Source organism: Bradyrhizobium sp. MI1.4 (genome assembly GCF_055811315.1).
On the sequence record NZ_JBVVPP010000008.1, the window covers coordinates 196,188 to 218,995 of the forward strand.

Annotated in this window: 19 protein-coding genes; 14 read left to right on the forward strand and 5 right to left on the reverse strand. The window is 64.9% G+C overall.

Translation table 11 applies throughout. The annotated features are described in order from the left end of the window. Window positions 1-240: 240 nt before the first annotated feature. Together AC0L23_RS12550 and AC0L23_RS12555 are read right to left on the reverse strand one after the other, a co-directional pair. Window positions 241-1,659, reverse strand: coding sequence for a FecR domain-containing protein (locus AC0L23_RS12550; RefSeq protein ID WP_473357004.1), 1,419 nt, complete (start codon window positions 1,657-1,659; stop codon window positions 241-243). 319 nt (window positions 1,660-1,978) lie between these two features. Then, window positions 1,979-2,749 (reverse strand): DUF2147 domain-containing protein, encoded by a 771-nt coding sequence (locus AC0L23_RS12555; RefSeq protein WP_018454209.1) that lies wholly within the window; start codon window positions 2,747-2,749, stop codon window positions 1,979-1,981. Between the two features lie 193 nt (window positions 2,750-2,942). On the opposite strand from AC0L23_RS12555, the gene AC0L23_RS12560 reads away from it, so the two are divergent. The 8 genes from AC0L23_RS12560 (at window position 2,943) to AC0L23_RS12595 (ending at window position 12,284) form a co-directional block, all read left to right on the forward strand. Next, window positions 2,943-3,791 carry a DUF2147 domain-containing protein gene (locus AC0L23_RS12560; RefSeq protein ID WP_085385426.1) on the forward strand — a complete coding sequence of 283 codons (849 nt, stop codon included), beginning with the start codon at window positions 2,943-2,945 and terminating at the stop codon, window positions 3,789-3,791. A gap of 305 nt (window positions 3,792-4,096) precedes the next feature. Continuing rightward, window positions 4,097-5,302 carry an extensin family protein gene (locus AC0L23_RS12565; RefSeq protein WP_085385386.1) on the forward strand — a complete coding sequence of 402 codons (1,206 nt, stop codon included), beginning with the start codon at window positions 4,097-4,099 and terminating at the stop codon, window positions 5,300-5,302. Between the two features lie 319 nt (window positions 5,303-5,621). Beyond that, window positions 5,622-6,920, forward strand: a complete 1,299-nt coding sequence (locus tag AC0L23_RS12570; protein WP_085349107.1) for a M20 family metallopeptidase — start codon at window positions 5,622-5,624, stop codon at window positions 6,918-6,920. Beyond that, window positions 6,917-7,756: an ABC transporter permease gene (locus AC0L23_RS12575; RefSeq protein WP_085385387.1), complete on the forward strand. Its 840-nt coding sequence runs from the start codon at window positions 6,917-6,919 to the stop codon at window positions 7,754-7,756. Before AC0L23_RS12570 ends, AC0L23_RS12575 begins: the two co-directional genes overlap by 4 nt. 29 nt (window positions 7,757-7,785) lie before the next feature. Continuing rightward, window positions 7,786-8,793: a taurine ABC transporter substrate-binding protein gene (locus tag AC0L23_RS12580; protein ID WP_026232686.1), complete on the forward strand. Its 1,008-nt coding sequence runs from the start codon at window positions 7,786-7,788 to the stop codon at window positions 8,791-8,793. A 62-nt stretch (window positions 8,794-8,855) separates the two neighbouring features. After that, window positions 8,856-10,250 carry an amidase family protein gene (locus tag AC0L23_RS12585; RefSeq protein ID WP_085385388.1) on the forward strand — a complete coding sequence of 465 codons (1,395 nt, stop codon included), beginning with the start codon at window positions 8,856-8,858 and terminating at the stop codon, window positions 10,248-10,250. Between the two features lie 32 nt (window positions 10,251-10,282). Then, window positions 10,283-11,023 carry a Crp/Fnr family transcriptional regulator gene (locus AC0L23_RS12590; RefSeq protein ID WP_085385389.1) on the forward strand — a complete coding sequence of 247 codons (741 nt, stop codon included), beginning with the start codon at window positions 10,283-10,285 and terminating at the stop codon, window positions 11,021-11,023. Between the two features lie 475 nt (window positions 11,024-11,498). Continuing rightward, a complete protein-coding gene (locus tag AC0L23_RS12595) occupies window positions 11,499-12,284 on the forward strand; it encodes a potassium channel family protein (RefSeq protein WP_085385391.1) in 786 nt (261 codons plus the stop codon). Window positions 12,285-12,492: 208 nt separating this feature from the next. On the opposite strand, the gene AC0L23_RS12600 is transcribed toward AC0L23_RS12595, so the two are convergent. Together AC0L23_RS12600 and AC0L23_RS12605 are read right to left on the reverse strand one after the other, a co-directional pair. Further along, window positions 12,493-12,834, reverse strand: a complete 342-nt coding sequence (locus AC0L23_RS12600; protein WP_085385392.1) for a DUF6665 family protein — start codon at window positions 12,832-12,834, stop codon at window positions 12,493-12,495. Between the two features lie 53 nt (window positions 12,835-12,887). Next, on the reverse strand, window positions 12,888-13,523 hold the full coding sequence (locus AC0L23_RS12605; RefSeq protein WP_473357003.1) for a TetR/AcrR family transcriptional regulator: 636 nt from the start codon (window positions 13,521-13,523) through the stop codon (window positions 12,888-12,890). Window positions 13,524-13,716: 193 nt separating this feature from the next. Here AC0L23_RS12605 and AC0L23_RS12610 point away from each other — a divergent pair, with 193 nt between their 5' ends. The 5 genes from AC0L23_RS12610 (at window position 13,717) to AC0L23_RS12630 (ending at window position 21,580) form a co-directional block, all read left to right on the forward strand. Beyond that, window positions 13,717-15,033, forward strand: a complete 1,317-nt coding sequence (locus AC0L23_RS12610; protein ID WP_085349099.1) for an HlyD family secretion protein — start codon at window positions 13,717-13,719, stop codon at window positions 15,031-15,033. Window positions 15,034-15,058: 25 nt separating this feature from the next. Then, window positions 15,059-16,645 carry a DHA2 family efflux MFS transporter permease subunit gene (locus AC0L23_RS12615; RefSeq protein ID WP_085349098.1) on the forward strand — a complete coding sequence of 529 codons (1,587 nt, stop codon included), beginning with the start codon at window positions 15,059-15,061 and terminating at the stop codon, window positions 16,643-16,645. A 326-nt stretch (window positions 16,646-16,971) separates the two neighbouring features. Beyond that, the gene (locus AC0L23_RS12620) at window positions 16,972-18,771 is read left to right on the forward strand and encodes an ABC transporter ATP-binding protein (protein ID WP_085385394.1); all 1,800 of its coding nucleotides are present in this window, start codon (window positions 16,972-16,974) and stop codon (window positions 18,769-18,771) included. 64 nt (window positions 18,772-18,835) lie between these two features. After that, the gene (locus tag AC0L23_RS12625; protein ID WP_085385395.1) at window positions 18,836-20,242 is read left to right on the forward strand and encodes an MATE family efflux transporter; all 1,407 of its coding nucleotides are present in this window, start codon (window positions 18,836-18,838) and stop codon (window positions 20,240-20,242) included. A 69-nt stretch (window positions 20,243-20,311) separates the two neighbouring features. Beyond that, window positions 20,312-21,580 carry an O-antigen ligase family protein gene (locus tag AC0L23_RS12630; protein WP_085349095.1) on the forward strand — a complete coding sequence of 423 codons (1,269 nt, stop codon included), beginning with the start codon at window positions 20,312-20,314 and terminating at the stop codon, window positions 21,578-21,580. Here the strand turns inward: AC0L23_RS12630 and AC0L23_RS12635 are convergent. Then, window positions 21,577-22,320 (reverse strand): sulfite exporter TauE/SafE family protein, encoded by a 744-nt coding sequence (locus tag AC0L23_RS12635; protein WP_085349094.1) that lies wholly within the window; start codon window positions 22,318-22,320, stop codon window positions 21,577-21,579. The genes AC0L23_RS12630 and AC0L23_RS12635 overlap by 4 nt on opposite strands. 230 nt (window positions 22,321-22,550) lie before the next feature. Here AC0L23_RS12635 and AC0L23_RS12640 point away from each other — a divergent pair, with 230 nt between their 5' ends. After that, on the forward strand, window positions 22,551-22,808 hold the full coding sequence (locus AC0L23_RS12640) for a hypothetical protein (protein WP_018454225.1): 258 nt from the start codon (window positions 22,551-22,553) through the stop codon (window positions 22,806-22,808).

Below are 22,808 nucleotides of genomic sequence, written 5' to 3' on the forward strand. Positions count from 1 at the left end.
CGCCCGGGTGTTTGCATAATATTAAACCCGGGCCCCCGGGGCGGGGGGTTTTTTTCCCCCCCCCCCCCCCCCGGCCCGGGGGCCCCCCCCCCCCGGGGGGGGGGGGGGGGCCCCCCGCCCCGGGGCGCGGCGGGTGAGGGGTGTCTCTCCACGCGCGAAGCTGTCGCAATGGATTCGCGGTGAGAACCCCTCATCCAGCGCTTCGCGCCACCTTCTCCCACAAGGGGAGAAGGAAGAAAGTCATCGCCGCTCCTTCTCCTTCGGAACTGGAGCTGGCCTTCGCGGCGCTGCGGGGCGTTGTGCGGCGGGGAGGCGCTGCTGGAATCCGCCCGGGCGCTGCATGCCCGGCTGTTGAGCAGCGGGCGGCTGGCCGGGCTGCATGCCGGTGCGCGGAAGTTGCGGCTGCGGACCGGGCTGCTGTTGCGTGCCGCCCGGCTGCGGCGGCGCGACTCCGCCGGGCTGCGGCGGAATCTGCCCACCGCGCTGCGGCTGGTTTTGTGGCGTGCCGTTAGGCTGCGTGCCTTGCCCGATGCGCGGCGTACCTCCCGCCGGTCGCCGAGCGCCTTGCTGTTGCTGACCTTGACCCACGCGCGGCGCGCCTGGTTGCACTGCGCCGCCTTGGCCCTGCCGCTGTGGCTGGGCGCCTTGACGGCTTGGCGTGCCTGGCTGTTGCTGCCCTGGACGGTTGTTCTGACCGGGCTGGCCGTTCGGCCGCTGCGGCTGTTGCGGCTGTTGTCCTGGCGCCGTGTTCGGCCGCAATTGTTGCTGTTGCGGCGGCTGGAACGGCCGCGGAATGCGCGGGCTCGCGGTCGGATTGGCGCGGCGGAAGTCGCGCTGCTCGGTGACGATCTGCCGGCCCGTGGTTTGCGCCAGATGCACCTGGCTGACGAAGCCGCGGTCGCGCGCGATCTGCTGTGCGGGAATCGTGATCGGCACCGCGGCAAAGCGCATGACGCCGGCCGCGGCTGCGCCCGGCCGGATCGCAAAACCGCTCGCGCCTTGCGTCAGCGCGCCGAGCCGGGTCCCACTTGTGCGGTCGTCGACGTCGATGTGTCCGACCCGGCCATCGGCGTCGGGATAGAGCTTGATGTTGACGTTGTTGGTCTTGTTCGCGGCCGCGCCTTCCGGCACCTCGACCACGCCCGTGGTGCCGCGGATGCCGAGCGTGGCCGTCGGCGTCGTGATCTTCATGTCGCCGGTCTTTGCCACCGCCGCCGCGACGAAGGCGACCGTGCCCTTGCCTATGTCGAAGATGCCTGCGTTGTGCTTGCCGCCGTCCTCATAGACGTAAGTGTCGATGGTGATCTTCGTGCTGGCGGAGAGGTTGAACGTGGTCGCGTCGTCGAAGGTGATGCCGAGCGATGAGTTCGTCGAAGTCTGCACGACGTCGTTGAGATAGATGTCGTCGCGCCCGCGCAGCGGATAGGAATTTTTGTCGCGGATCACGGTCGCGATGCCCGTCACCGTCGCAACGTTGCCGATCGGCTCGACGGCAGCGGGCTGCGCCTCGGTCGCGGGAGCGGGTGAAGCCGATGGCGTCGGCGAAGGGGCGGGCGACGGCTGCGCTTCTAGCTGCGCCTGCGCAAGCTCGATCGCATCGAATCCGAACGCAACGCTCGCGCCGGCCGGCGGCGACGCCAGCAGCACAAGCGCGAACATGAAGCGCCGCCAGGCCACGGTAAGAGTCACGAAGAATCCCGGTGAGAGATCGACCGATATCAGCCGCGTACAGCTGAACGGCGGATGAATGTCTATCGCACGGAGGCGGTGAACGTTCAAACGGTACGCGATGCTAGCTTGCGGCCAAGCCTCTCCACCGTCATGGCCGGGCTTGCCCCGGCCATCCACGCCTTGAAGCGCGGGACTAAGAACGTGGATGCCCGGGCCTTCGCCTCGCCGAAGCGGCTTCGGCCGCGCAGGCGGGACAAGCCCGGGCATGACGAAGAATGTGCATGTGTTGGAGACGACGCCTGCGGCGTCAGCTCACGCGCTTCCAGGTCTGGCCGCCGCAGAACATGCCGCCGAAGGCGCAGCCCTGCACGCGCATTGCATTCGGGCCCTTCATCGCGATCGTCGAGTCGTAATTGCGGCCGGAGTCGGGATCGTGGATACGGCCGCTCCACTTCGCGCCGTCGGGCTTCATGTTGATCAGGATGCGCTCGTTGGTCTTTGCGGCGTAGCCGCAGAGATTGACGCCGCACTGTTCGACGCGGACATTGCCCTTGTTCTCTTCGGTGGCCCAGACGCCGATCGGTGTGTTGGCAACCGCGACAGGCGCGGCGGGCACCGGGGCCGGAGCAACCGCGACCGGCGCGGGCGCAGGAGCGGGAGCCGCAACGGGCGCGGTCTGCGTCGTGGCGTCGTAACCGACGGACGGAACAGCGGCAACCGTCGTGCTCGGTGCTGCGATAGCGGGCGCTGCCGGCGCAGTCGCCTGCACCGGGGGCTGCTGCACGGGATGCTGCTGCACCGGAGCCGGCGCGGGCTGCGCGGTCGTGGCAGGAGCCGGCGTGGTGTCGACGTCATCGTCTTTGGAGCCAAGGCCCTTGAGGTTGATGTTGTTCAGCTTGATCGGCTTGTCCGAGAGGCCCGGCGCGACGATGGTCACGCAATTGAGCGAGGCGCAGTTGCGTGGCGTCTCGATGCGGATGTTCTGGCCTTCGATCTGGAACGAGATCGCATTGCCGGCATGCGCGGCGGCGGTGGACGCGAGGAAGAGGGCGGTGGCGGCGATGGTGAGCTTGTTCATGACAACCTCCGAAGATGTGTGGTCCCGATGGGACTGAAGTCGCGGGTGGATGAAGCGTGGTTCGACCCTACGCCGGGCTGGCCGGACGTTCTGTGATAGACGTCACAACGGCTCGCCGCGGCTGGGTGACGCAGCGCACATTCGGTCGCGATTCCATTTGCGTAACGTCGTCGCCACACAGAGGGAGGCGCCGATGACGCGGCTTGTGACTTCGCTTGGCACATTGATCGCGCTGCTGGCGATTGCGCCCGCAGCCGAGGCCGGGTCTTACGCGTTCTCGATTGGCGGTCATCGATTTCAGGTCGAGGCGCCCAGGGATTGCCGATCGGCTTCCTGTGTCTCGGTTTCCTCCCATCGCAGCTTTCGGCCTGACGTCGACACGACGCCAGCCCCTGCGCCGGTGCTTCCGCCGCCGCAGCCGCTCTATCCCGTGGCTCCGGTCAGGCCAGCGCAAGCGATTGCGGTCGCGCCTGCGACGGCGCAGACGGCTCCTGTCCTTGCCTCAACGACCTCGCAGCCAATTGTCCTGCCGCAGGCGCCAAGCTCCAATCCGCCACGGGTGGAGCTACCGCAGACGGATCCGCCGAAGACCGTCGCGCTCGATCCGCCGCGCATGGAGGCACCCGTCGTCGCGCCAAGGCCGCAGCTCGAGCAGACCGTGACGAGCCCTGAGCGCGGCGACGACGAACTCTCCTATTTGCCGCTCGGCGAATGGGAGAGCGCAGGCGCCAAGGGCACGGTCCGCATCGAACGCTGCGGTCCTGCACTGTGCGGCTTCGCGCTGACTGAAGCATCGACCAGGGGCGAGAGCGTGCTCGTCAACATGAAGCCGAAAACGCACGACGTCTGGACCGGCAACATCTACAGCCGCTCCAGCGGCAGTACCTATTATGCGAGGATGACGCTGAAGAGCTCCGGCAAGCTTCACGTCGAAGCCTGCGCACTGGGCCATTTCTGGTGTTCCGGCAACGACTGGACGCGAGCCGAAGAGCGGCCGGAGAAGCTGATCACGACGTCGCGGCAGTGGAGCGCGCGGTCGTAAGGGAAGCGTTCGATACCTCCGGCTGAAGCCGCTAGATCATGCCTAGCACGATGGCACCGACAAAGGCCATGGCGAGGTACGCGGTGATAACGCTCAGTCTCCCGGCGAACGTCATGAGGTCGCTCCCGCTGTCGCGCCGCCTTGCGCGAGAGGATCATGGTTAACAGAGAGTCTCTTTTCGAAAAAGTCAGCCTTGCTGTCGCTCGTCACCGGCAGCGCTCCTGCTGGCGCCGGCCGACATGGTTAAAGAACACTGAAATCAACACGTTGAAGAGTCTTTAAGTAAATTCACCGAACGTGCGTGCATGACGCGCGGAGTTCGTTTGTATCTCGTCGGCTCCATCGTCCTTGTTTCGTTAGCGGGTTGCGGACGCGGCGTCTTCCAGGCCGAACGTGAACCGTGGCGGGCCGAGGCCGAAGCCGCATGCCTGAAATCAGGCGCGGTGAAAGAAGGGCCGGATCTCGTCCGCATCGACCCGATTTCCGGGCCGGGCATGTGCGGCGCGGAGTTTCCGCTCAAGGTCGCCGCCCTCGGCGAAGGCTCGAGCAGTTACGGCTTTGCCGATGAGGATTTGCGACCACCCGGGAGCATCGGCAACCAGCCGCGCTGGCCGGTGACGCAGCCCCGATCGAATTACCCGCAGAGCCAGAACTATCCGGCATCGTCCTATCCGCAACGCTCAAACTATCCCGAGACCGCGGTGCGCCAGCCCTCCGGCTATGGCGCTTCCCCTGGTCCAATGCCTCTGAATGCGCCCGGTGTGGCGCAGCAGGAAGACGAGATCGATCTGCCGCCTGAGGGCACCGATGCCGCAGGCGCGTCGCGCTACATGAATGCGCCGAGCTATCCGGCGCGGCCGGCGCCCTACTCGCAGGCGCCCGCGCAGCAACCGCCGCCGCGTCTTGGTCCGGCACAGGGCAATCCCGTCACCGCCGTCGGCCCTGTTGCGATCAAGCCGGTTGCGACGCTGGCCTGTCCGATCGTGTCCGAGCTCGACCGCTGGCTTGCCGACACCGTGCAGCCCTCGGCGATGCGCTGGTTCGGCAGCCGCGTCGCGGAGATCAAGCAGATCTCCGCCTATTCCTGCCGCGGCATGAACGGCAATTCGCATGCCCATATTTCCGAGCACGCCTTCGGCAATGCGCTCGACATCGCCGCCTTCGTGCTCGCCGACGGCCGCCGCGTCACCGTGAAGGATGGCTGGCGCGGCATGCCGGAAGAGCAGGGATTCTTGCGCGACGTGCAGTCGGGCGCGTGCGTGCATTTCACCACGGTGCTGGCGCCGGGCTCGAACGTCTATCATTACGATCACATCCACGTCGATCTGATGCGCCGGGCCAGCCGCCGCCTGATCTGCCAGCCCGCCGCCGTTTCCGGCGAAGAGGTCGCCGCGCGCGCGGGCGGGCGCAATCCCTATGCGAATGCGCGCGATCCCTCCGTGACCGGCTCGCTCGGTACGCGCAAGAGCATGGCGCGAAAACACGAAGAGGACGAGTACGCCGACGATTGAGGATTGCGCGTGGAGCCAGCCTGGATGGAGCGAAGCGCAATCCAGGCAAGGCGTTCCCGCATTCAGCTTCGCTCCATGCAGGCTACGCCCCCACGCCGGACGGCCTCGCGCTGACCCCAGCCTGTTCAGCCGGCGTCGCGACTTCAGCAGAGCGCAGCTCGGGCGCAAAAATTTGCGCACCCGCAATTCCTGCCTAAGCTGTTGAAATTAAAGACACAGTTGTGCCGCGGCCGGCATTTCCGGTAGTTGGCACGGTCGCTGCAATGAGGAGGCTGCCACGAAGCGGCGCTGCCGGCGCCGTGAGCCAGCGGATCCCGTCATGCAGATGCCTGTCACCCCTCCTTATTCGGATCTCGAACAGCGCGTGCTGTCGCGCATCACGGAGGAGCGCTGGCTTGAACTCGCGTCCGAGCTGATCCGCACCGGCCAGCCCCGTTCCGGCAATCCGCTGGATCCCGATTTGCCGCCCGCCGAGGAAGAGGCGATCTCGATGCTGGTCGCGGGCAAGCTCGAAGCGCTCGGCATGGAGGTCACCAAGCACAGCGCGCAGCCGCACCGGCCGAACGTGCTCGGCGTGCTCAAGGGACGGGACGGCGCCCCCTCGCTCATTCTCAACGACCATCTCGACACCTATCCTGCCGTCGAGCCCGAGAAATGGCACATGACGGATTTCGATCCGTTCAAGGCGACGCGCCACGGCGATCTGCTCTATGCGCGCGGCACGTCCGACACGCGCGGAAACCTCGCTGCATCCTTGCTCGCAGTGCAGGCCCTGACCGAAGCGGGCGTGAAGTTCGATGGCACCTTGATGTGCTGCTACACCGTCGATGAGGAGCGGAACGGCACCGAGGGCTCCATCTACATGCTGAACAAGGTCGGCCTGACCGCCGACTACGAGATCACCGCCGAGCCGACCGCCTGGGGTGACGTCAACAAGGACTGGGGCATGAACCTGTCGGTGGCCAATTCCGGCCACTGCCTGATCGAGCTCACCGTTCACGGCATCAAGTCGCACATCTGGCGGCCGGACATCAGCGTCAACGCCATCATGGAAGCGGCAAAGCTGTTGCCGAAACTGAAGGACATGGCGTTCACGCATGTCCCCAGCAAGTTCATGGGACATACGCCGCCCTGCTGCGCCGTGGTGCGCATTCGGTCCGGCCTGCCTGGCGAGATGCAGTTCTCGCCGGATGCCTGCACCATCACGCTTGCCGTGGTCGGCATCGTGCCCGGCATGACGCTGTCGAGCGTGATTGCGGATATCGAGCGTCTCGGACGGGACACTTTTGGGGGCGTGAACGACGTCAAGGTGGAGGTGCGCCAGGTGCCGGGCTCGCTGTTCGTCAACGCCACCGAACCGGTGCCAATCGAGGAGGAGCCCTGCCGCTCCCTCCGCGCGGTTTACCGGCGTCTGATGGGCCGCGAGCCCGGGGTCAACCGCAAGAATGCCTTCAACGACACGATCCGCTTCCGCGAAGCTGGAATCAATGCGGTGACGTTCGGTCCCGGAGAAGACGGCTGGGCCGTCGACAACGAGAACATCTCGATCACCAAGTCGGTGATGGCGACGCGGATCTACGCGCTGACCATCATGCAGATCCTGGGAGTGCGGACATGAGCGTCGAGGCGACCCACATGACGATTCCAATCTCGCCGGATCGCACCCGACGCGGCAGCTTCCGGCTGCGGCTTCCGAAGGTCTCGCGATCGGTGCTGCTCTCGACGCTGACCGTGGCCGTGCTGCTGGCCGGCTGGGCCATCGTCACGGAGATGGGCTGGGCCAACGAGCTGTTCCTGCCGAAGCCGCAGGCGGTCTGGGCCGCGTTCGTCAAGACGATCACGAAGGGATATCAGGGCGCGACCCTGCTTCAGCATCTCGGCGCAAGCCTCTATCGCATCCTCACGGCCTTCACGCTGGCCTGCCTGATCGGCATCCCGCTCGGCGTCCTCATGGGCGTGTCGCGCAACGCGCGCGCGCTGCTCAATCCGCTGATCGAGTTCTACCGGCCACTGCCGCCGCTCGGACTTTATACGCTGCTGGTGATGTGGCTCGGCATCGGTGAGAGCTCGAAGCTGTCGCTGCTGTTTCTTGCCGGTTTGCCGGGCATCGTCATCTCGACCATCCAGGCCGTCACCAGCGTGGACCCGGTCTATGTGCGCGCCGCCCAGTCGCTCGGCGCGACCCGGCGCCATTTGCTGTTTCACGTCTATTTGCCGGCGGCGGGACCGCTGATTCTCGCCGGCATGCGCATCTCGCTCGGTTTCACCTACACCGTTCTCGTCGCCGCCGAAATCGTCGCGGCCTCCGCCGGCATCGGCTGGATGATCTGGGACGCCGCAAAGTTCCTGCTGTCCGACGTCGTGATCATGGGGCTGATCGTGCTCGGTCTCACCGGCGTCGTGCTCGACCTCATGATGCGCGGCATCGCGAAACTGTTGATGCCGTGGGCCTGAATCCAATTCTGATCGTAGGGGAGACCTCCATGAAGAGACTGATTGCGACGCTCGCGGTAACCACGTTGGCGCTCACGGCCGCAGTCCGCGCCGAGGACAAGCCGGCGAAGGTGACCGTCGGCTATCTGAACCTGGTGAATGCGCAACTGGTCACCAAGCATCTTGGCCTGCTCGCCAAGGAGATGCCGGGCGTCGACATCAAATACGTCAAGATCGGCGGCGGCGGCGACATGCTGCGCGCGATCGCCGGCAGCGACGTCGACTTCGGCGGCCTCGGCAACCCGCCGACCGCGATCGGCGCGACGCGCTCCCTGCCGATCAAGGGCATCCTGGTGATCAACATGCTCGACTACGTCGAGTCGATGGTGGTCCGCGCCGACAAGAACATCACCTCGCTCAAGGACCTCAAGGGCAAGACGGTGGCGGCGCCGTTCGGCTCCACGACGCACTACCTCCTGCTCCAGGCGCTCAAGGAGGAGGGTGTCGATCCCGCCTCGATGAAGATTCTGGACCTCGCGCCGTCGGACATCGCGGCGGCCTGGCTTCGCGGCGACATCGACGCGGCCTGGTTCTGGGAGCCGAATCTCGGCAAGGCCGTGAAGAACGGCGGCAAGATCCTCGTCACCTCGGGCGAGATGGCCAAGCGCGGCTACCCGACCTGGGACATCGGCGTCGTCATGAATGCGTTCGCGGAGAAGTATCCATCCTACGTCGACAAGTTCATCAAGGCCGAATGCGAAGGCATCGATTTCTGGCTGAAGAACCCGGAGAAGACTGCCGAAATCATCGCGGAAGAGCTTTCGCTGCCTCTCGAGGACGCGCAGCGAATGATGAAGGGCACCGGGATGATCCCCTGCAGCACGCAGCTCACGGAGGAGTATCTCGGCACATCCGCGAAAAAGGGCAAGTTCGTCGACACGCTGATCTCGACCGCCGATTTCCTGGTGAAGCAGGAGCGCTTGCCGAAGCTGCTGCCGCGCGCCGACTTCGAAGCCTTCATCCAGCCCGCCTATCTGGAGAAGGTGATCGGCCGCTAGGGTCGGTGCCGGCGGGCTTGCCTCGCCGGCACATTGTCAATTCCTGCAAGCACGTGACCGACATGAATCTCGCACCTCGCCACCTCCGCGCCGCCTATCGCCGCGGCGAGCTCAAGCCGTCCGATGTCGCCGCGCACGTGTTGTCGCGCCTCGATGACGCCGACCAGAGCGGCGTCTGGATCTCGACGGCAAATCCCGAAAGCGTCATGGCAACGGCGTGCGCGCTCGATGCCCGCATTGGCGAGATCGGCGAGCTGCCGCTCTACGGCCTCGTGTTCTCGGTCAAGGATTGTATCGATGTGGCCGACGAGCAGACCACCTCGGCCTGCCCGGAATTCGCCCACACCGCGAAAGACACGAGCCCGGTTGTTGCCGACGCCATCGCCGCCGGCGCGATCTATCTCGGCAAAACCAATATGGATCAGTTCGCGACCGGCCTCGTCGGCGTGCGCTCGCCCTATGGCATCGCCCGCAACCCGCACAACCCCGACTACATCCCCGGCGGCTCCAGCTCGGGCGCAGCGGTATCGGTCGCGACGGGCACCTCGTCCTTTGCGTTCGGCACCGATACCGGCGGATCGGGCAGGGTGCCGGCGTCCTATTGTGGCGTGACCGGCTTCAAGCCGGCGCCCGGCGCCTTCAGTCAGCGCGGCATGGTCTACGCGTGCCGTAGTTTCGATACCATCTCGCTCTACACGCGCGATCCCCGCGATGGCCACGAGATCTATCGCGTGTTGGCGCGGCGCGATGTCGAGGACTGTTTCTCACCGGTGGATTTCGCCGGATGGACGGAGCAGGCATCTCCGGCGCGGCCGCTCAACATCGCAACGCCGCGTCCGGATCAGCTCAGGTTCTTCGGCAATGCGGAGACGGAGGCGCTGTTCGGCGATGGACTCCGCAAGCTGCGGCAGCTCGATCTGTCGGTCGCATTGGTCGATTTCGCGCCGTTCATTTCGGTCAACGATTTGATGTTTTTCGGACCTTTCCTCGCCGAGCGGGACGTCTCGGTTGGCGCATTCCTCGACGCCAACCCGGAGGCGGGCGTGAAGATCGTGCGCGACCTCGTCATCGGCAGCCGCAAGTTCACGGCGGCCGACGCCTATCGTGCGCTCTACAAGGTCAAGGAGGTCCAGCGGTCGCTGCGCGATTTCTGGCAAGTTCATGATGCGCTGGTCGTGCCGACGGTCGGCACCGTGCTGAGCATCGACGACGTCGCGCGCGATCCGCTGACGGCCAACTTCAACAACGGCTATTACACCAACTACGCCAACCCGCTTGGGCTGGCCGCCATCGCCGTTCCAAACGCCGTCACCGTAGCCGGCGTGCCCTATGGCATCACGTTCCTGGCGCCGGCCGGCCGGGAGCGCCTGCTCACCGATCTGGCTTGCGCTTTCATGGGGGCTTCGGCCGAGCCAGAACATCTGCGCCGCGTTGCAATCCGAGCGGAGACCTCCTAGCCTTCGAGCCGTCACTCGAAGGGAGACCGATCGTGGGGCGCAGCGATGCGCATGAGGTGGCCGATCCAGCTGAGCCGCGCGCCGAACTGCCACGGCCCGGGACCGGACGTTATGTGCTGAAGGCGTTGGACAAGCCCGATCTGGAGCTGGTGATGCGAACCGGCAGGCTCGCGACCTACCAGAACCGCGAATATCTGCTGCGGGAGGGCGAGCCCGCAAACGGCATCCACATCATCCTGAACGGGATCGTCGAAAGCACCCATGCCGGCACGCAGGGGCGCGAACTGATGCTGTCGACCTGGGAGGCCGGCGACTTCGTCGGCGCGCCCTATATCCTCGGCGATCACCGCCACAGCTGGTCGGCCCGCGCGCTCGGGCGCGTCGAAGCACTGCATCTCGACCAGGATGCGGTCCGCCGGTTGATCGCGCAGTCGCCGCCGTTCGCAGTCGCGCTGATCGAGTGCCTCGGCTTCAAGGGCGAGACCTATTCGATGCTGGCGCAGACGCTGGCCGGGCAGAAGGCGGCGGAACGGTTGGTGCTGCTGCTGGTCAAGCTGTGCGAGAACGCGGCCCAGGACGAGAGCGGCCCGATATCGCTCGGCCGCATCACGCAGGCCAATCTCGCGCGCATGATCGGCGCGACGCGCCAGTCGATCAGCCTGATCCTCAGCCGCCTCCAGGACGACGGCATCATCTGGACCGGCCCGACCAAGATGGTCGTCAACGATCTCGCCGCGCTCCGCAAGCAGGTAGCAGTAGGCGTGGACCAGTAGGGTCAGCTTACCGACGCAACGGAAGTCTCCGCCTTGAGCATGATGAGCGCCTGTGACCGGAGCGCACGTGCTGTTTGTAATCTTCGATAGTCCTTTAGCGCACAGGGACTGCGCGGCTCGTCTGACATCAGCTTTGGGCCAGCAAACGCACTAGCTTCAACCGAACTGGAACAATCTCCAAGCGATCCGTCGAAGAACGCTCCAAAAGCTCGGATGGAAGAAGCGCGGAAGAGAAACAAAAAGGGTGAATGTCTACAGCAGATCCGGCGCTGCGTTTCAGTGGAAGAAAGCAGGCGAACTTGTAGCCGATAGCATCGAGGTTGTGCCGACGACAATCCATCCCGGTAACAGCCACCTGACGCTGGTGCTGCGGACTGTCACGGAAGCGTCAACTAGCTCGAACTCGTCGCACTGACTTAGATCTCCCAGGGTGCGAGGGTTGTCCCAGCTGCAATCATCTGTGCAAACTGCGAGCATGGCAGCTGTGAACCACACCTCCCTGAGAAGCCGCGTCCGTCGCCTCTACGAGGGTACAACGCCCAGCGCCGTTGGTTTCCGCTATGCTTTGCTCGCGTTTGATGTTGTGACCATACTGTTCATCATCGGGACGTCGTTCCTGCACCCCAGTGAGATCATCGAAACCTTCGACCTGCTATTCGGCGCAATGATATTGGCCGATTTTTCAGCACGGCTACTCGCCCACCGGCATCCGCTTCGAAAGTTTGGCCGCCTCTCGACATGGGCTGACATGGTCGCCATCGTTTCATTCCTGGCGCCCCTCGCTGGCGAGGCTGGCGGCTTTCTGCGGATTTTGCGGACACTGGGACTGCTTCGTGACTACCAGATGCTCGCCAGGTTGCGCATGGATTCCTCATTCTTCCGTCGCAACGAGGAGGTCATCTTTGCCGTCACCAATCTTGCGGTTTTCATATTTGTCATGACGGGGATAGTCTACGAGACCCAGAAGTTTCGTAACGATCAGATTCGGAATTATGCTGACGCGCTGTATTTCACTGTGACCGCGCTGACGACGACTGGATTTGGCGATATCACCTTGCCAGGCACAATAGGTCGTTTGATAACCGTCGTGATCATGATTTTCGGCGTAACCCTGTTCTTCAATCTTGCGCGCGCATTGTTGAGTCCGAACAAGGTCAGATTTCCTTGCCCAACTTGCGGACTGCAGCGGCATGAGAGCGATGCCGTGCATTGCAAAGCATGCGGCGCTGTTCTCAATATTCCCGATGAAGGTTTGGCGTAGCTGTTGCTACCTCGGCGATCGAAACGTATTGCCATCATCAGGAGCGGTGCCGAAGCGGCCGTTCGGAGTGGATGGCGTTTTCGGTCGTGGGGGCCCGCTCGCGAGGCGCCCGCACATGATAGAGCTTTTGGCCTCTTTCTAGGCCCTTGCATCCATCGTAATCATCGCCGTGGTAACGGCCTTGTCTAGCGCCAGGCACCGTAGAAAATCACTTTCGAGCCGGCTTCGACGCTGCCGGCACCAGCCCCATGCAGCACTGCACCTCGGCCGGGACATTGTAGGTCCGCATGATGTGGCGGCTGTCGCGCAAGCCGGATGCCTCACGCTGCACCACCAACATCCAGAGCGCGTGGCCGGCTTCCATCACCAGCTTGCGTCGGGCCGGCTGCATCGCGGCCGGCACCTCGGGGAGGGCATGGGCGGCGTCGAACTCGCGCAGGCGCGCCAGCGCCTGTTCGAGCGTGCGGCCCATCCGTCCGAGCGCGGAGGCCTGTTCCTGGACAATCTCGTAATGGAGGATATCGACGGGCGGGCGGAGATCACGGGACATGAGCCCGAATATAATGCCGCCGGAGCGGCCTGCAACGCAGGCCCGACTTGCCGCTACTTCGCCCCGTACGCCGCGAGGAACATCCGCGTCGCGCTGTCGACGACTTCGCTCATGCGCTCTTCCGACGGTGCGGGCGCGGCCTGGAAGACGAAGGGCAGGAACAGCGAGGCCTTGCACAGTTCCATGAACTGCGACGCCGCCAGATCGCAATCGTCGATTTCGAGATCGCCGGCGGCGGCGTGGGCTTTGAGATAGTCGGAGAGGCGGTTGATCGACTTGTCCAGCACCTGCGCATAGTAGCGGCGGCCGAGATCGGGCATTCGCTCGGCGATCGCCATCACGGTGCGGATCGCCGATCCGCCGCCGGGCCGGCACAGCAGACGGTTGTAGGCCCGGCCGAAATCCTTCAGCGTGGTTTCAACATCGCGTGCCGGATCGAAATTGAACGCGACCTGACCGTGCTGGAGCGCCTCCTGTTCGAGGATCGCTTCGAACAGCGCGCATTTGTCGGCGAAGTAGACGTAAAGCGTGCCCTTGGAGACCTGCGCCGCGCGGGCGATCTCGCCCATGCTGGCACCGTCAAACCCGAGATCCATGAACACCTTGCGGGCCCCGTCCAGGATCTGGCGGCGTTTGGAGCTGTCCTCCTCCTGGACGACGTGGAGATGTTCGCGGCCGGCTACAACCATTGGTTCAGGGTCTCGGAAAGTTTTTGCATCGGTCCAAGGTGATGAAACCGAAATAAAGGATTCGGGCCGGTAGGGTCCGTTCGGGTATTATCTATATTGACCGAACCGTTCGGTCAATGATATTTGGGATGGGTGAGAGGGAACCGGCCGTAGGGCGGGTTGTCCCTCATCGCGCTTTTTTGGGGAGGCCTCCATGGCCGTAGTGAGAGACCAGGCTGCGCGCGTCCTTCGCCCGGACGCCGTGGAGACGCCGGCGCCCGCGGGTGGTGACGCTGCCACCGAGACGTCTGTGGCTCTCGCCGAGCAGTTGCGCTCTCATGTGGCCGAGGAAACCAAGCGCCGTCCCAGCGAGGCGCCGGAGAAGCCCGTGACCGACAAGCCGGCCGCAGCCCCAGACGCGCCCGCCGCCGGCGCGCCGAAGTCCGGCAAGCGCAAATTCGTGATGATGGGAGTAGGCCTCGTGCTGGCGCTCGCGGCCGCGAGCTATGCCGGCTACTACACGCTGGTCGGCCGCTTCTACGTCGCGACCGACGACGCCTATGTCCGCGCCAACAACACCATGCTGGGCGCGCGCGTGGCTGGCCACGTCTCCTCGATCCTCGCCGGCGACAACACGACGGTGCGCGCTGGCGACATCGTCTTCCGCATCGACGACGGCGACTACAGGATCGCCGTCGACGCCGCCGCGACCAGGATCGCGACCCAGCAGGCCACCATCGATCGCATCGGCCGCCAGGTCGCGGCGCTCGACAGCCAGGTCGCGCAGGCCAAGGCGCAACTCGTCTCCGCCGAAGCCGGCCTCAAGCGCGCCGACCTCGATTATGAGCGCCAGCAGGCGCTGAGCAACAAGGGTTTTGCCTCGCGCGCCACCTTCGAAAGCTCCGAAGCCGGACGCGACCAGGGCGCTGCCGCGGTCAAGGCCGCGCAGGCCGCCTACGATGTCGCGCTCAGCAATGTCGACGTCGCCAAGGCGCAGCAAGCCGAAGCGCAGGCGCAGCTCGCCGAGCTCAAGACCACGCTGGCCAAGGCCGAGCGCGATCTCGCTTTCACCGCGGTGCGCGCGCCGGTCGACGGCACGTTCTCGAACCGCCTCGTCAGTGCCGGCGATTTCGTCGCGGTTGGCCAGCGGCTCGGCAACGTCGTGCCGCTCGATCACGTCTATATCGACGCCAATTTCAAGGAGACCCAGCTCAAGCGCATCCGCCCCGGCCAGCCTGTGACGATCAAGGTCGATGCCTACGGCATGCGCAAGTTCTCCGGTGTCGTCGACAGCATCGCAGCGGGCGCGGGCTCGGTGTTCACGCTGCTGCCGCCTGACAATGCCACCGGCAACTTCACCAAGATCGTGCAGCGCGTGCCGGTCCGCATCCGCGTGCCGAAGTCGGTCGCGAAGCAAAACCTGCTCCGCGCCGGCATGTCGGTCACTGCAACGGTCGACACCAACAAGGGCGCGGCCGACGCCGACAGCGAGGTCGATCTCGACGACGCCACCATGATCCATCCGCAGTAGCGCGCCTGCGCCGCGAGGTCAGACCATGGCGAACGCCACGACCGCTTCACCTGCCATGATGGCGGACCCCGCTTCGGAGCGCATCGCGCCGAAGCGGCTGTTCGCTTTCATCATCATGGTGTTCGGGATGTTCATGTCGATCCTGGACATCCAGATCGTCTCGGCGTCCCTGAGTGAAATCCAGGCCGGCCTGTCGGCAAGCTCTAGCGAGGTCTCCTGGGTCCAGACCGCCTATCTGATCGCCGAAGTGATCGCGATCCCGCTGTCGGGATTCTTGTCGCGCGCCTTCGGCACGCGGCTGTTGTTCGCAATCTCGGCGGCAGGCTTTACCGCATCGAGCCTGCTCTGCGGCTTCGCCACCACCATCGAGGAGATGATCCTGTGGCGCGCGCTGCAAGGTTTTCTCGGCGCCGGCATGATCCCGACGGTGTTCGCCTCGGCCTACACCGTCTTCCCACGCACCAAATTCCACATCGTCGGTCCCATCATCGGGCTCGTCGCAACGCTGGCTCCGACCATCGGGCCAACTGTCGGCGGCTACATCACCGACCTGATGTCCTGGAACTGGCTGTTCTTCATCAACATCGTGCCTGGCATCGGCATCACCATCGGCGTGCTGGCGCTGGTCGATTTCGACGAGCCGCATTTCGAGTTGCTCGACCGTTTCGACTGGTGGGGGCTGCTGTTCATGGCCGGCTTCCTCGGCACGCTGGAATACGTGCTGGAGGAAGGCCCGCAATATGAATGGATGCAGGACCCCTCGGTCGCGATCTGCGCCTGGATCTGCGGCATCTCGGCGATCGCCTTCTTCTGGCGCGTCTTCACGGCGGCCGAGCCGATCGTCAATCTACGCACCTTTTCCAACCGCAATTTCGCGATCGGCTGCGTCCTTCAGTTCTGCATCGGCATCGGCCTCTACGGCCTGACCTACATCTATCCGCGCTACCTCGCCGAAGTGCGTGGCTACAGCGCACTGATGATCGGCGAGACCATGTTCGTCTCGGGCATCACCATGTTCCTGATCGCGCCGGTGGTCGGGCGTCTCATGGCGAAGTACGACATGCGCTACATGATCGCGTTCGGGCTCGTCGTGTTCGCGCTCGGCTCCTACCAGATGACCTGGATCACGCGCGACTACGATTTCTATGAGTTGCTGATTCCGCAGATCCTGCGCGGCATCGGCATGATGTTCGCGATGGTGCCGACCAACAACATCGCGCTCGGCACGCTGGCGCCCGACCGGGTGAAGAACGCCTCGGGCCTCTTCAACCTGATGCGCAATCTCGGCGGTGCCGTAGGTCTCGCCGTCATCAACACCGTGCTCAATGACCGCACCGATCTGCACATTACGCGCCTGCAGGAGCGTGTGACCTGGGGCAACGCGACCGCGACCGAAACCCTGACCATGTTCATGCAGAAGTTTCAGGGGCTTGGCGATTCCACGCTGATGGCGATGAAGCAGCTCAGCCAGCTCGTGCATCGCCAGGCCGTGGTGATGGGCTTCGGCGATGCTTTCTTCATCCTGACGCTGTTCTATCTCGGCCTCACCCTGCTCGTCACACTGTTGAAGAGGCCGGCCTCGCCGTTCGGCGCCAGCGGCGACGCGCACTAATTTGCAACACTCGTGCGTGATCTCGCGCGAGCCCCGTTGCAAATCACCGCTGACACATCTATAAAGCGCACCTCATTCCATCGAACCGGGAGGATTTGCATGATTTCGTCGCATTCGCAGATCGCACGCCCGCGCTCGATGATGTTCTGGCTCGGTATGTGCTCGGCCTCCTAGAGGCCTCTTCCGCCAGCTTCGATTGGGCTCCTGGTCCCGATCGCCCCGCTTCCCAAGTCAAAACCAACTTTAAGTGACGCCGTCTCGGCCCTCGCGGCCGGCCTGCGTCCATCAATGGAGCCGGCCCGCGCCATAAGCGGCCGGATGATGCCATGACCGCTCTGTCAAAAAGGCCCGCGGCGATACGCGTGGTGCTGCCCTTCGTGTTCCGGCACTGGCTGAAGCAGCCGGGGCGTACCCTCATCGTCGCCGGCGGCTTGTTGGGTGCGACCATCGCCGACCTGTTCATGCCGGTCTTCTCCGGACATCTGGTCGACGCCCTGACGCGCGGCCCATCCGATTCCGCCGCGCGGCACGCGGCGCTGATGGCATTGGGCGGTATCGTGGCGCTGGGCGCAGCCTCCATGGTGCTGCGGCTGACCGGCCTCCAGGCCATCGTGCCGTTCTCGCTAAAGATCATGTCCGAGGTCGCGCAGGAAGCCTTCATGCGCGTGCAACGGTTCTCGACCGACTGGCACGCCAACTCCTTTGCGGGATCCACGGTGCGCAAGGTCACCCGCGGCATGTGGGCGCTCGACCTGTTGAACGACACCATCTTGATGGCGCTGGCGCCGTCGCTGCTGGTGCTGATCGGGTCGATGATCCTGCTCGGCCTGCACTGGGCCTCGCTTGGCGCGGTGATCGCGCTGGGCGCGCTGGCCTATGTCACGATGACGGTGCTGTTCTCGACGCGCTACATCGCGCCGGCCGCGCGCATCTCCAATGCCTGGGACACCAAGGTCGGCGGCACGCTGGCGGATGCGTTGACCTGCAACGCGGTGGTGAAATCGTTCGGCGCGGAAGCGCGCGAGGATGCGCGGCTTGCCCGTGTCGTCAACCGCTGGCGCGTGCGCGTGCGGCGGACCTGGCTGCGCTACAACTACACCAACCTGGCGCAGCTCTCGGTGCTGCTGGCCCTGCGCGCCTCCGTGATCGGCGGCGCCGTGCTGCTGTGGATGTCGGGGCGGGCCTCGCCCGGGGACGTCACCTATGTGCTGACGAGCTACTACGTCATCCATGCCTATTTGCGCGACGTCGGAATGCACATCAACAACCTGCAGCGCTCGGTCAACGACATGGAGGAGCTGGTGGCGATCCACGACGAGCCAATCGGGATTGCGGATGCGCCGGACGCGCGGTCGATCGCGATCGAGCGCGGCGAGCTCGTGTTCGACGACGTCACGTTCCATTATGGCGGCCATCACGCGCCGCTCTATGACGGATTGTCGGTCACGATCCGCGCCGGCGAACGCGTCGGTCTCGTCGGCCGCTCCGGCTCCGGCAAGACCACCTTCGTCAAGCTGGTGCAGCGGCTCTACGACGTCACCGGCGGCCGCGTTCTGATCGATGGGCAAGACATCGCCAAGGCCACCCAGCATTCGCTGCGCAGCCAGATCGCGATCGTGCAGCAGGACCCGATCCTGTTTCACCGCTCGCTCGCCGAGAACATCGCCTATGGCCGGCCCGGCGCCAGCCTGGAGGCGATCGAGCAGGCGGCACGGCTGGCCAATGCGCACGACTTCATCGTGCGCCTGCCCAAGGGCTACGGCACGCTGGTCGGCGAACGCGGCGTCAAGCTCTCCGGCGGCGAGCGACAGCGCGTGGCGCTGGCGCGCGCCTTCCTGGCGGACGCGCCGGTGCTGATCCTGGACGAAGCGACCTCGAGCCTCGATTCGGAATCCGAGGCGCTGATCCAGCAGGCGATGGAGCGGTTGATGCGAGGCCGCACCTCGATCGTGATCGCGCACCGGCTCTCGACGGTGAAGAGCCTCGATCGCATCCTGGTGTTCGACCGCGGCGAGATCGTCGAGCAAGGCACGCATGCCAAGCTCGCGGCCAGGCCCGGCGGCATCTATCGCGGCCTGTTCGAGCGCCAGGTGGTGGAGCTCGGACAGGTCGCAGCAGCGGAATGAGTGGCGCGCGGCCGGCGGACCAATGTCGGCCGCGTCGCCAAGGAATCGGTCAAGGATGGGTGACATGAAAGACCTGACCAACGGCTCCGTCGCGAAGCACATTCTGGGCATGGCACCGCCGATCATGGTCGGTATGGTCACGATCATGCTTTGCCAGCTGGTCGATCTGTACTTCGTCTCGGGCTTGGGCGATGCCGCGGTCGCGGGCGTGGCGGCGGCCGGCAATGCCGGCTTTCTCATCAACGCGCTGATGCAGGTGCTCGGCGTCGGCGCGGTGTCGTTGATCGCGCATGCCGTGGGACGCAAGGATCGGCCGGATGCCAATTTGATCTTCAATCAGGCGATCGTGCTGTCGGTGCTGTTCGGACTGTTGACCCTGGTCGCAGGCGCGGCGCTGTCGCGCGCCTACATGCATGCGATCGCCGCGGACGAAGCCACGATCGAGGCGGGGACCACGTATCTGCTGTGGTTCATGCCGGCGCTCGCGTTGCAATTCGCGAGCCAGGTGATGGGATCCGCGCTGCGCGCTACCGGCATCGTGCGTCCCACGATGCTGGTGCAGGCGCTTGCGGTGGCCATCAACATCGCGCTGGCGCCGGTTCTGATCGCGGGCTTGGGCACGGGCTATGCGCTCGGCGTTGCCGGTGCGGGGCTGGCGAGCTCGATCGCGGTGTTGATCGGCGTCGTGATGCTGCTTGCGCATTTTCGTAAGGTCGAACGCTATGTCGCCTTCAATCCGGCGCAGTGGCGTCCGCAGGCGCAGCATCTGAGGCGCATCCTCAATGTCGGCCTGCCTGCCGGCGGCGAGTTCGCGATGATGTTCATCCTCATGGCGGTGGTCTATTTCGTGCTGCGCGATTTCGGTGCGGCGGCGCAGGCCGGTTTCGGGATCGGACAACGGGTCCTGGGCCTGATCCAGATGCCGGGGCTTGCAGTTGCGCTCGCCGCTGGGCCGATCGCCGGCCAGAACATGGGCGCCGGAAAAGGCGAGCGCGTGCGCGAAACCTTCGTCAAGGCGGCGCTGATCACCAGTGTCGTGATGATAGGCTTCATGTGCCTCGCGCAGTTGAAGCCGCAGCTCCTGCTCTCGGGGTTCTCGAACGACCGGGAAACCATGGAGATCGCGTTCCTGTTCCTGCGGATCATCTCGCTCAACATGGTGGCGCAGGGCGTGATCTTCACCTGCTCGAGCATGTTCCAGGGCCTCGGCAATACCAAGCCGGTGCTGTGGAGTTCGGCAACGCGCGTGCTCACCTATTCGCTGCCGACGATCTGGCTGTCGACGCGGCCGGGCTTCCGGATCGAGCACGTCTGGTACCTGTCGATCGCGGCAACCACGCTGCAGGCGGCCCTGAGCTTGTGGCTGCTACGGCGTGAATTCAGGAAGCGCCTTGCCACGCTCCGGCATGAGAAGTCCCCGGAGCCGGCTGCGCCCAAGCGCGTGGCGTCTCCTGTACGCGCGCCAGCGTAGCGTTCGCTTGTCCCCGCCCCACGGCTCCGGCAAACTTGCCGCGCCGTGGGGATCGGCTGCAGGGGCCAAATGACCGAGGTGTTGAACGAGCAGCGGCCCAATTCCTGGCTCGCCGCGATCTGGGCGGCACGCTATCGCACGCCAGCCCGCTCCGTCGCGCTGATCGCGTTGCTGTTGCCGTGGACCACGACCGGGCTCATTTTCGCGCTCATTCCCTGGCTGATCGCGTTCGCGTTCCTCGACCTTCGCGAATTTCCGCGTTCGCTGCTTCGGGCAATCTGCCTGCTGCCGATTGCGCTGGTCCTACTCGCCGCTATCGGCACGCTCTGGTCGGATGCGCCGTGGCCGGACCGAATCCATGCGATCGGCCCGGCGGCGAAGCTGCTGGTAATTCCGCTTCTGATCTACCAGTTCGAGCGTTGGCCGTTTGGCGGCTGGGTGTTTTCCGCGTTCCTGGTATCCTGCACGGCACTGATGCTCTATTCCTTCGCCGTCGCCGTCGATCCCGCATTGTCGCTGAAACTCTATCTGTCGCGCGGGCCCTACAAGGTCGAAAGCGGGATCGCGGTGCGCAATTATATCGACCAGAGCCAGGAGTTCGCGCTCTGTGCGATCGCGCTGGTCTACCCGAGCGTGTCGCTGCTGCGACGAGGCCGCTACCGCGTCGCGGCGCTGTTCGTGGCGCTCGCGATCGGATTCCTCGCCAACATGATGTTCGTCGTGGTCTCGCGGACAGCGCTGGTGACGCTGCCGATCCTGATCGTGGTCTTCGCGCTTTTGCATTTGCGCCGCCGCACCGCACTCTTCGCCGTCGGCGCGATGGGGCTGTTGACCGTGCTGCTGTGGACCGCCTCGCCGCGTCTGCGCGCAACAGTCGCCAAATTCAACGGAGACTATGAGGTCAGCATCGCCGGCAATGATGTCAGCGGCATGGGGTCACGACTGGAGTTTTGGCGCAAATCGCTGGCGTTCACCGCGGACGCGCCGCTGCTCGGTCACGGCACCGGGGCGATCCGCGGCCTGTTCGCGCGCGCGGCTGTCGGCGAGAGCGGGGTTCGAGCGGAAATCGTCGGTGATCCCCACAACCAGACGCTCAATGTCGCCGTGCAGTGGGGCGCGTCGGGCGTCGTGATCCTCTATGCGCTCTGGTTCGCGCACCTCTCGCTGTTTCGCGGAGAGGGGCTGGCCTGCTGGGTCGGCCTTCTGGTCGTGGTGCAGAACATGCTGTCCTCGCTGCTCAATTCGCATCTGTTCGATTTCGCCGAGGGCTGGATCTACGTGCTTGGCGTCGGCATTGCCGGCGGCATGGCGCTCGCCGCGAAGACAATACGGAGTTAGTGCGTGCCCAAACTGTTCCAGACCAGGCCGAGGCCCGACAGGAACAACAGACCGAGCACGACATCGCCGAAATGCTTGTCGCTCAGCGCATGATAGACGCGCGCGCCGGCCCATGCGCCGATCAGCGTGCCCGGAAATGCGATCACTGCGAGCCAGACCACCTTGAACGCGACGAGGCCCGAGGCGGTCTGCAACACCAAGGCGGCGCCGAGCACGGTGAAATTGAAGAGCTGGAAGATGCCGCGCCGCTCGTGCTTGTTCCAGCCTCGGATGTTTGCCCACAGGATCGGAAGTGGCCCCGACAGTCCGGCAAGGCCACCCAAGATGCCGCCGGCAAAACCGATCGCGCCGTCGGCAATGCGGCCGCCGAACGTGACGGCGAGCGGCCGCTTGTTCAGATAGAGAGCCGTCGAAAAAACAAGGATCAGCACGCCGACGCTCAGCTTGAACACTTTTGGATCGGCGGAGGCGACCAGCATGGTGCCCAGCGGCACGCCGATCAGTCCTCCAATCAGGAACGGCCAGACCAGCGAGAGATCAAAACTCTTCCACATCGACGGCAGCGTCGAGCTCTGCGCGATCACCGAGCAGATCAGCACCAGGGGCACCGCGAGCGAGGGCGGCAGCACGTAGAGCCAGATGCCGAGCGCCATCAGCGCCGTGCCGAAACCGGCAAGGCCCGAGACGAAGCCCCCGGCCAGTGCGCCGAGCAGCAGCAGCCCGTAGGTGAGTATTTCCAACAGATTGTCCCTGTTATCTTGACGATCCCGAACTGTTGATCGCCATCGCTCGCATAGCACAGCTGCGGCCGTGCAGGTCAATTTCAAAACCGCACGCAAGCGTGATCCCCAGCAGCGGGCGTTCGCGAAAGACAGGCCTACATGACGCTCGTACTTCAAACTGGGGGCCCGCTCGACGCCATCATGCGGTTCGATCGGCCAGTCTCCCGAATGAGATATGGAGAAGGACGATGACCCGCACGAAGATTGCCGTCGCGGCCGCACTAGTGTCGGCGGCGGCATTGATGCCGACCATGGCGCAGGCCCAGTTTTCCGAGCCTGCGGCCTATCAGGCTGCCCATCCCGACCGCGACGTTCTGAATGGCGGCCAGCTCACGCCCGCCGCGCGCGGGGCTCTCGGCCAGCCGAGCGATGCCTACGCATCGCAAGCTTATCCATCGGCTGTTGCGCCGGTCGTGCGCTCCCACCATCGCCGGCAGCATCGATAG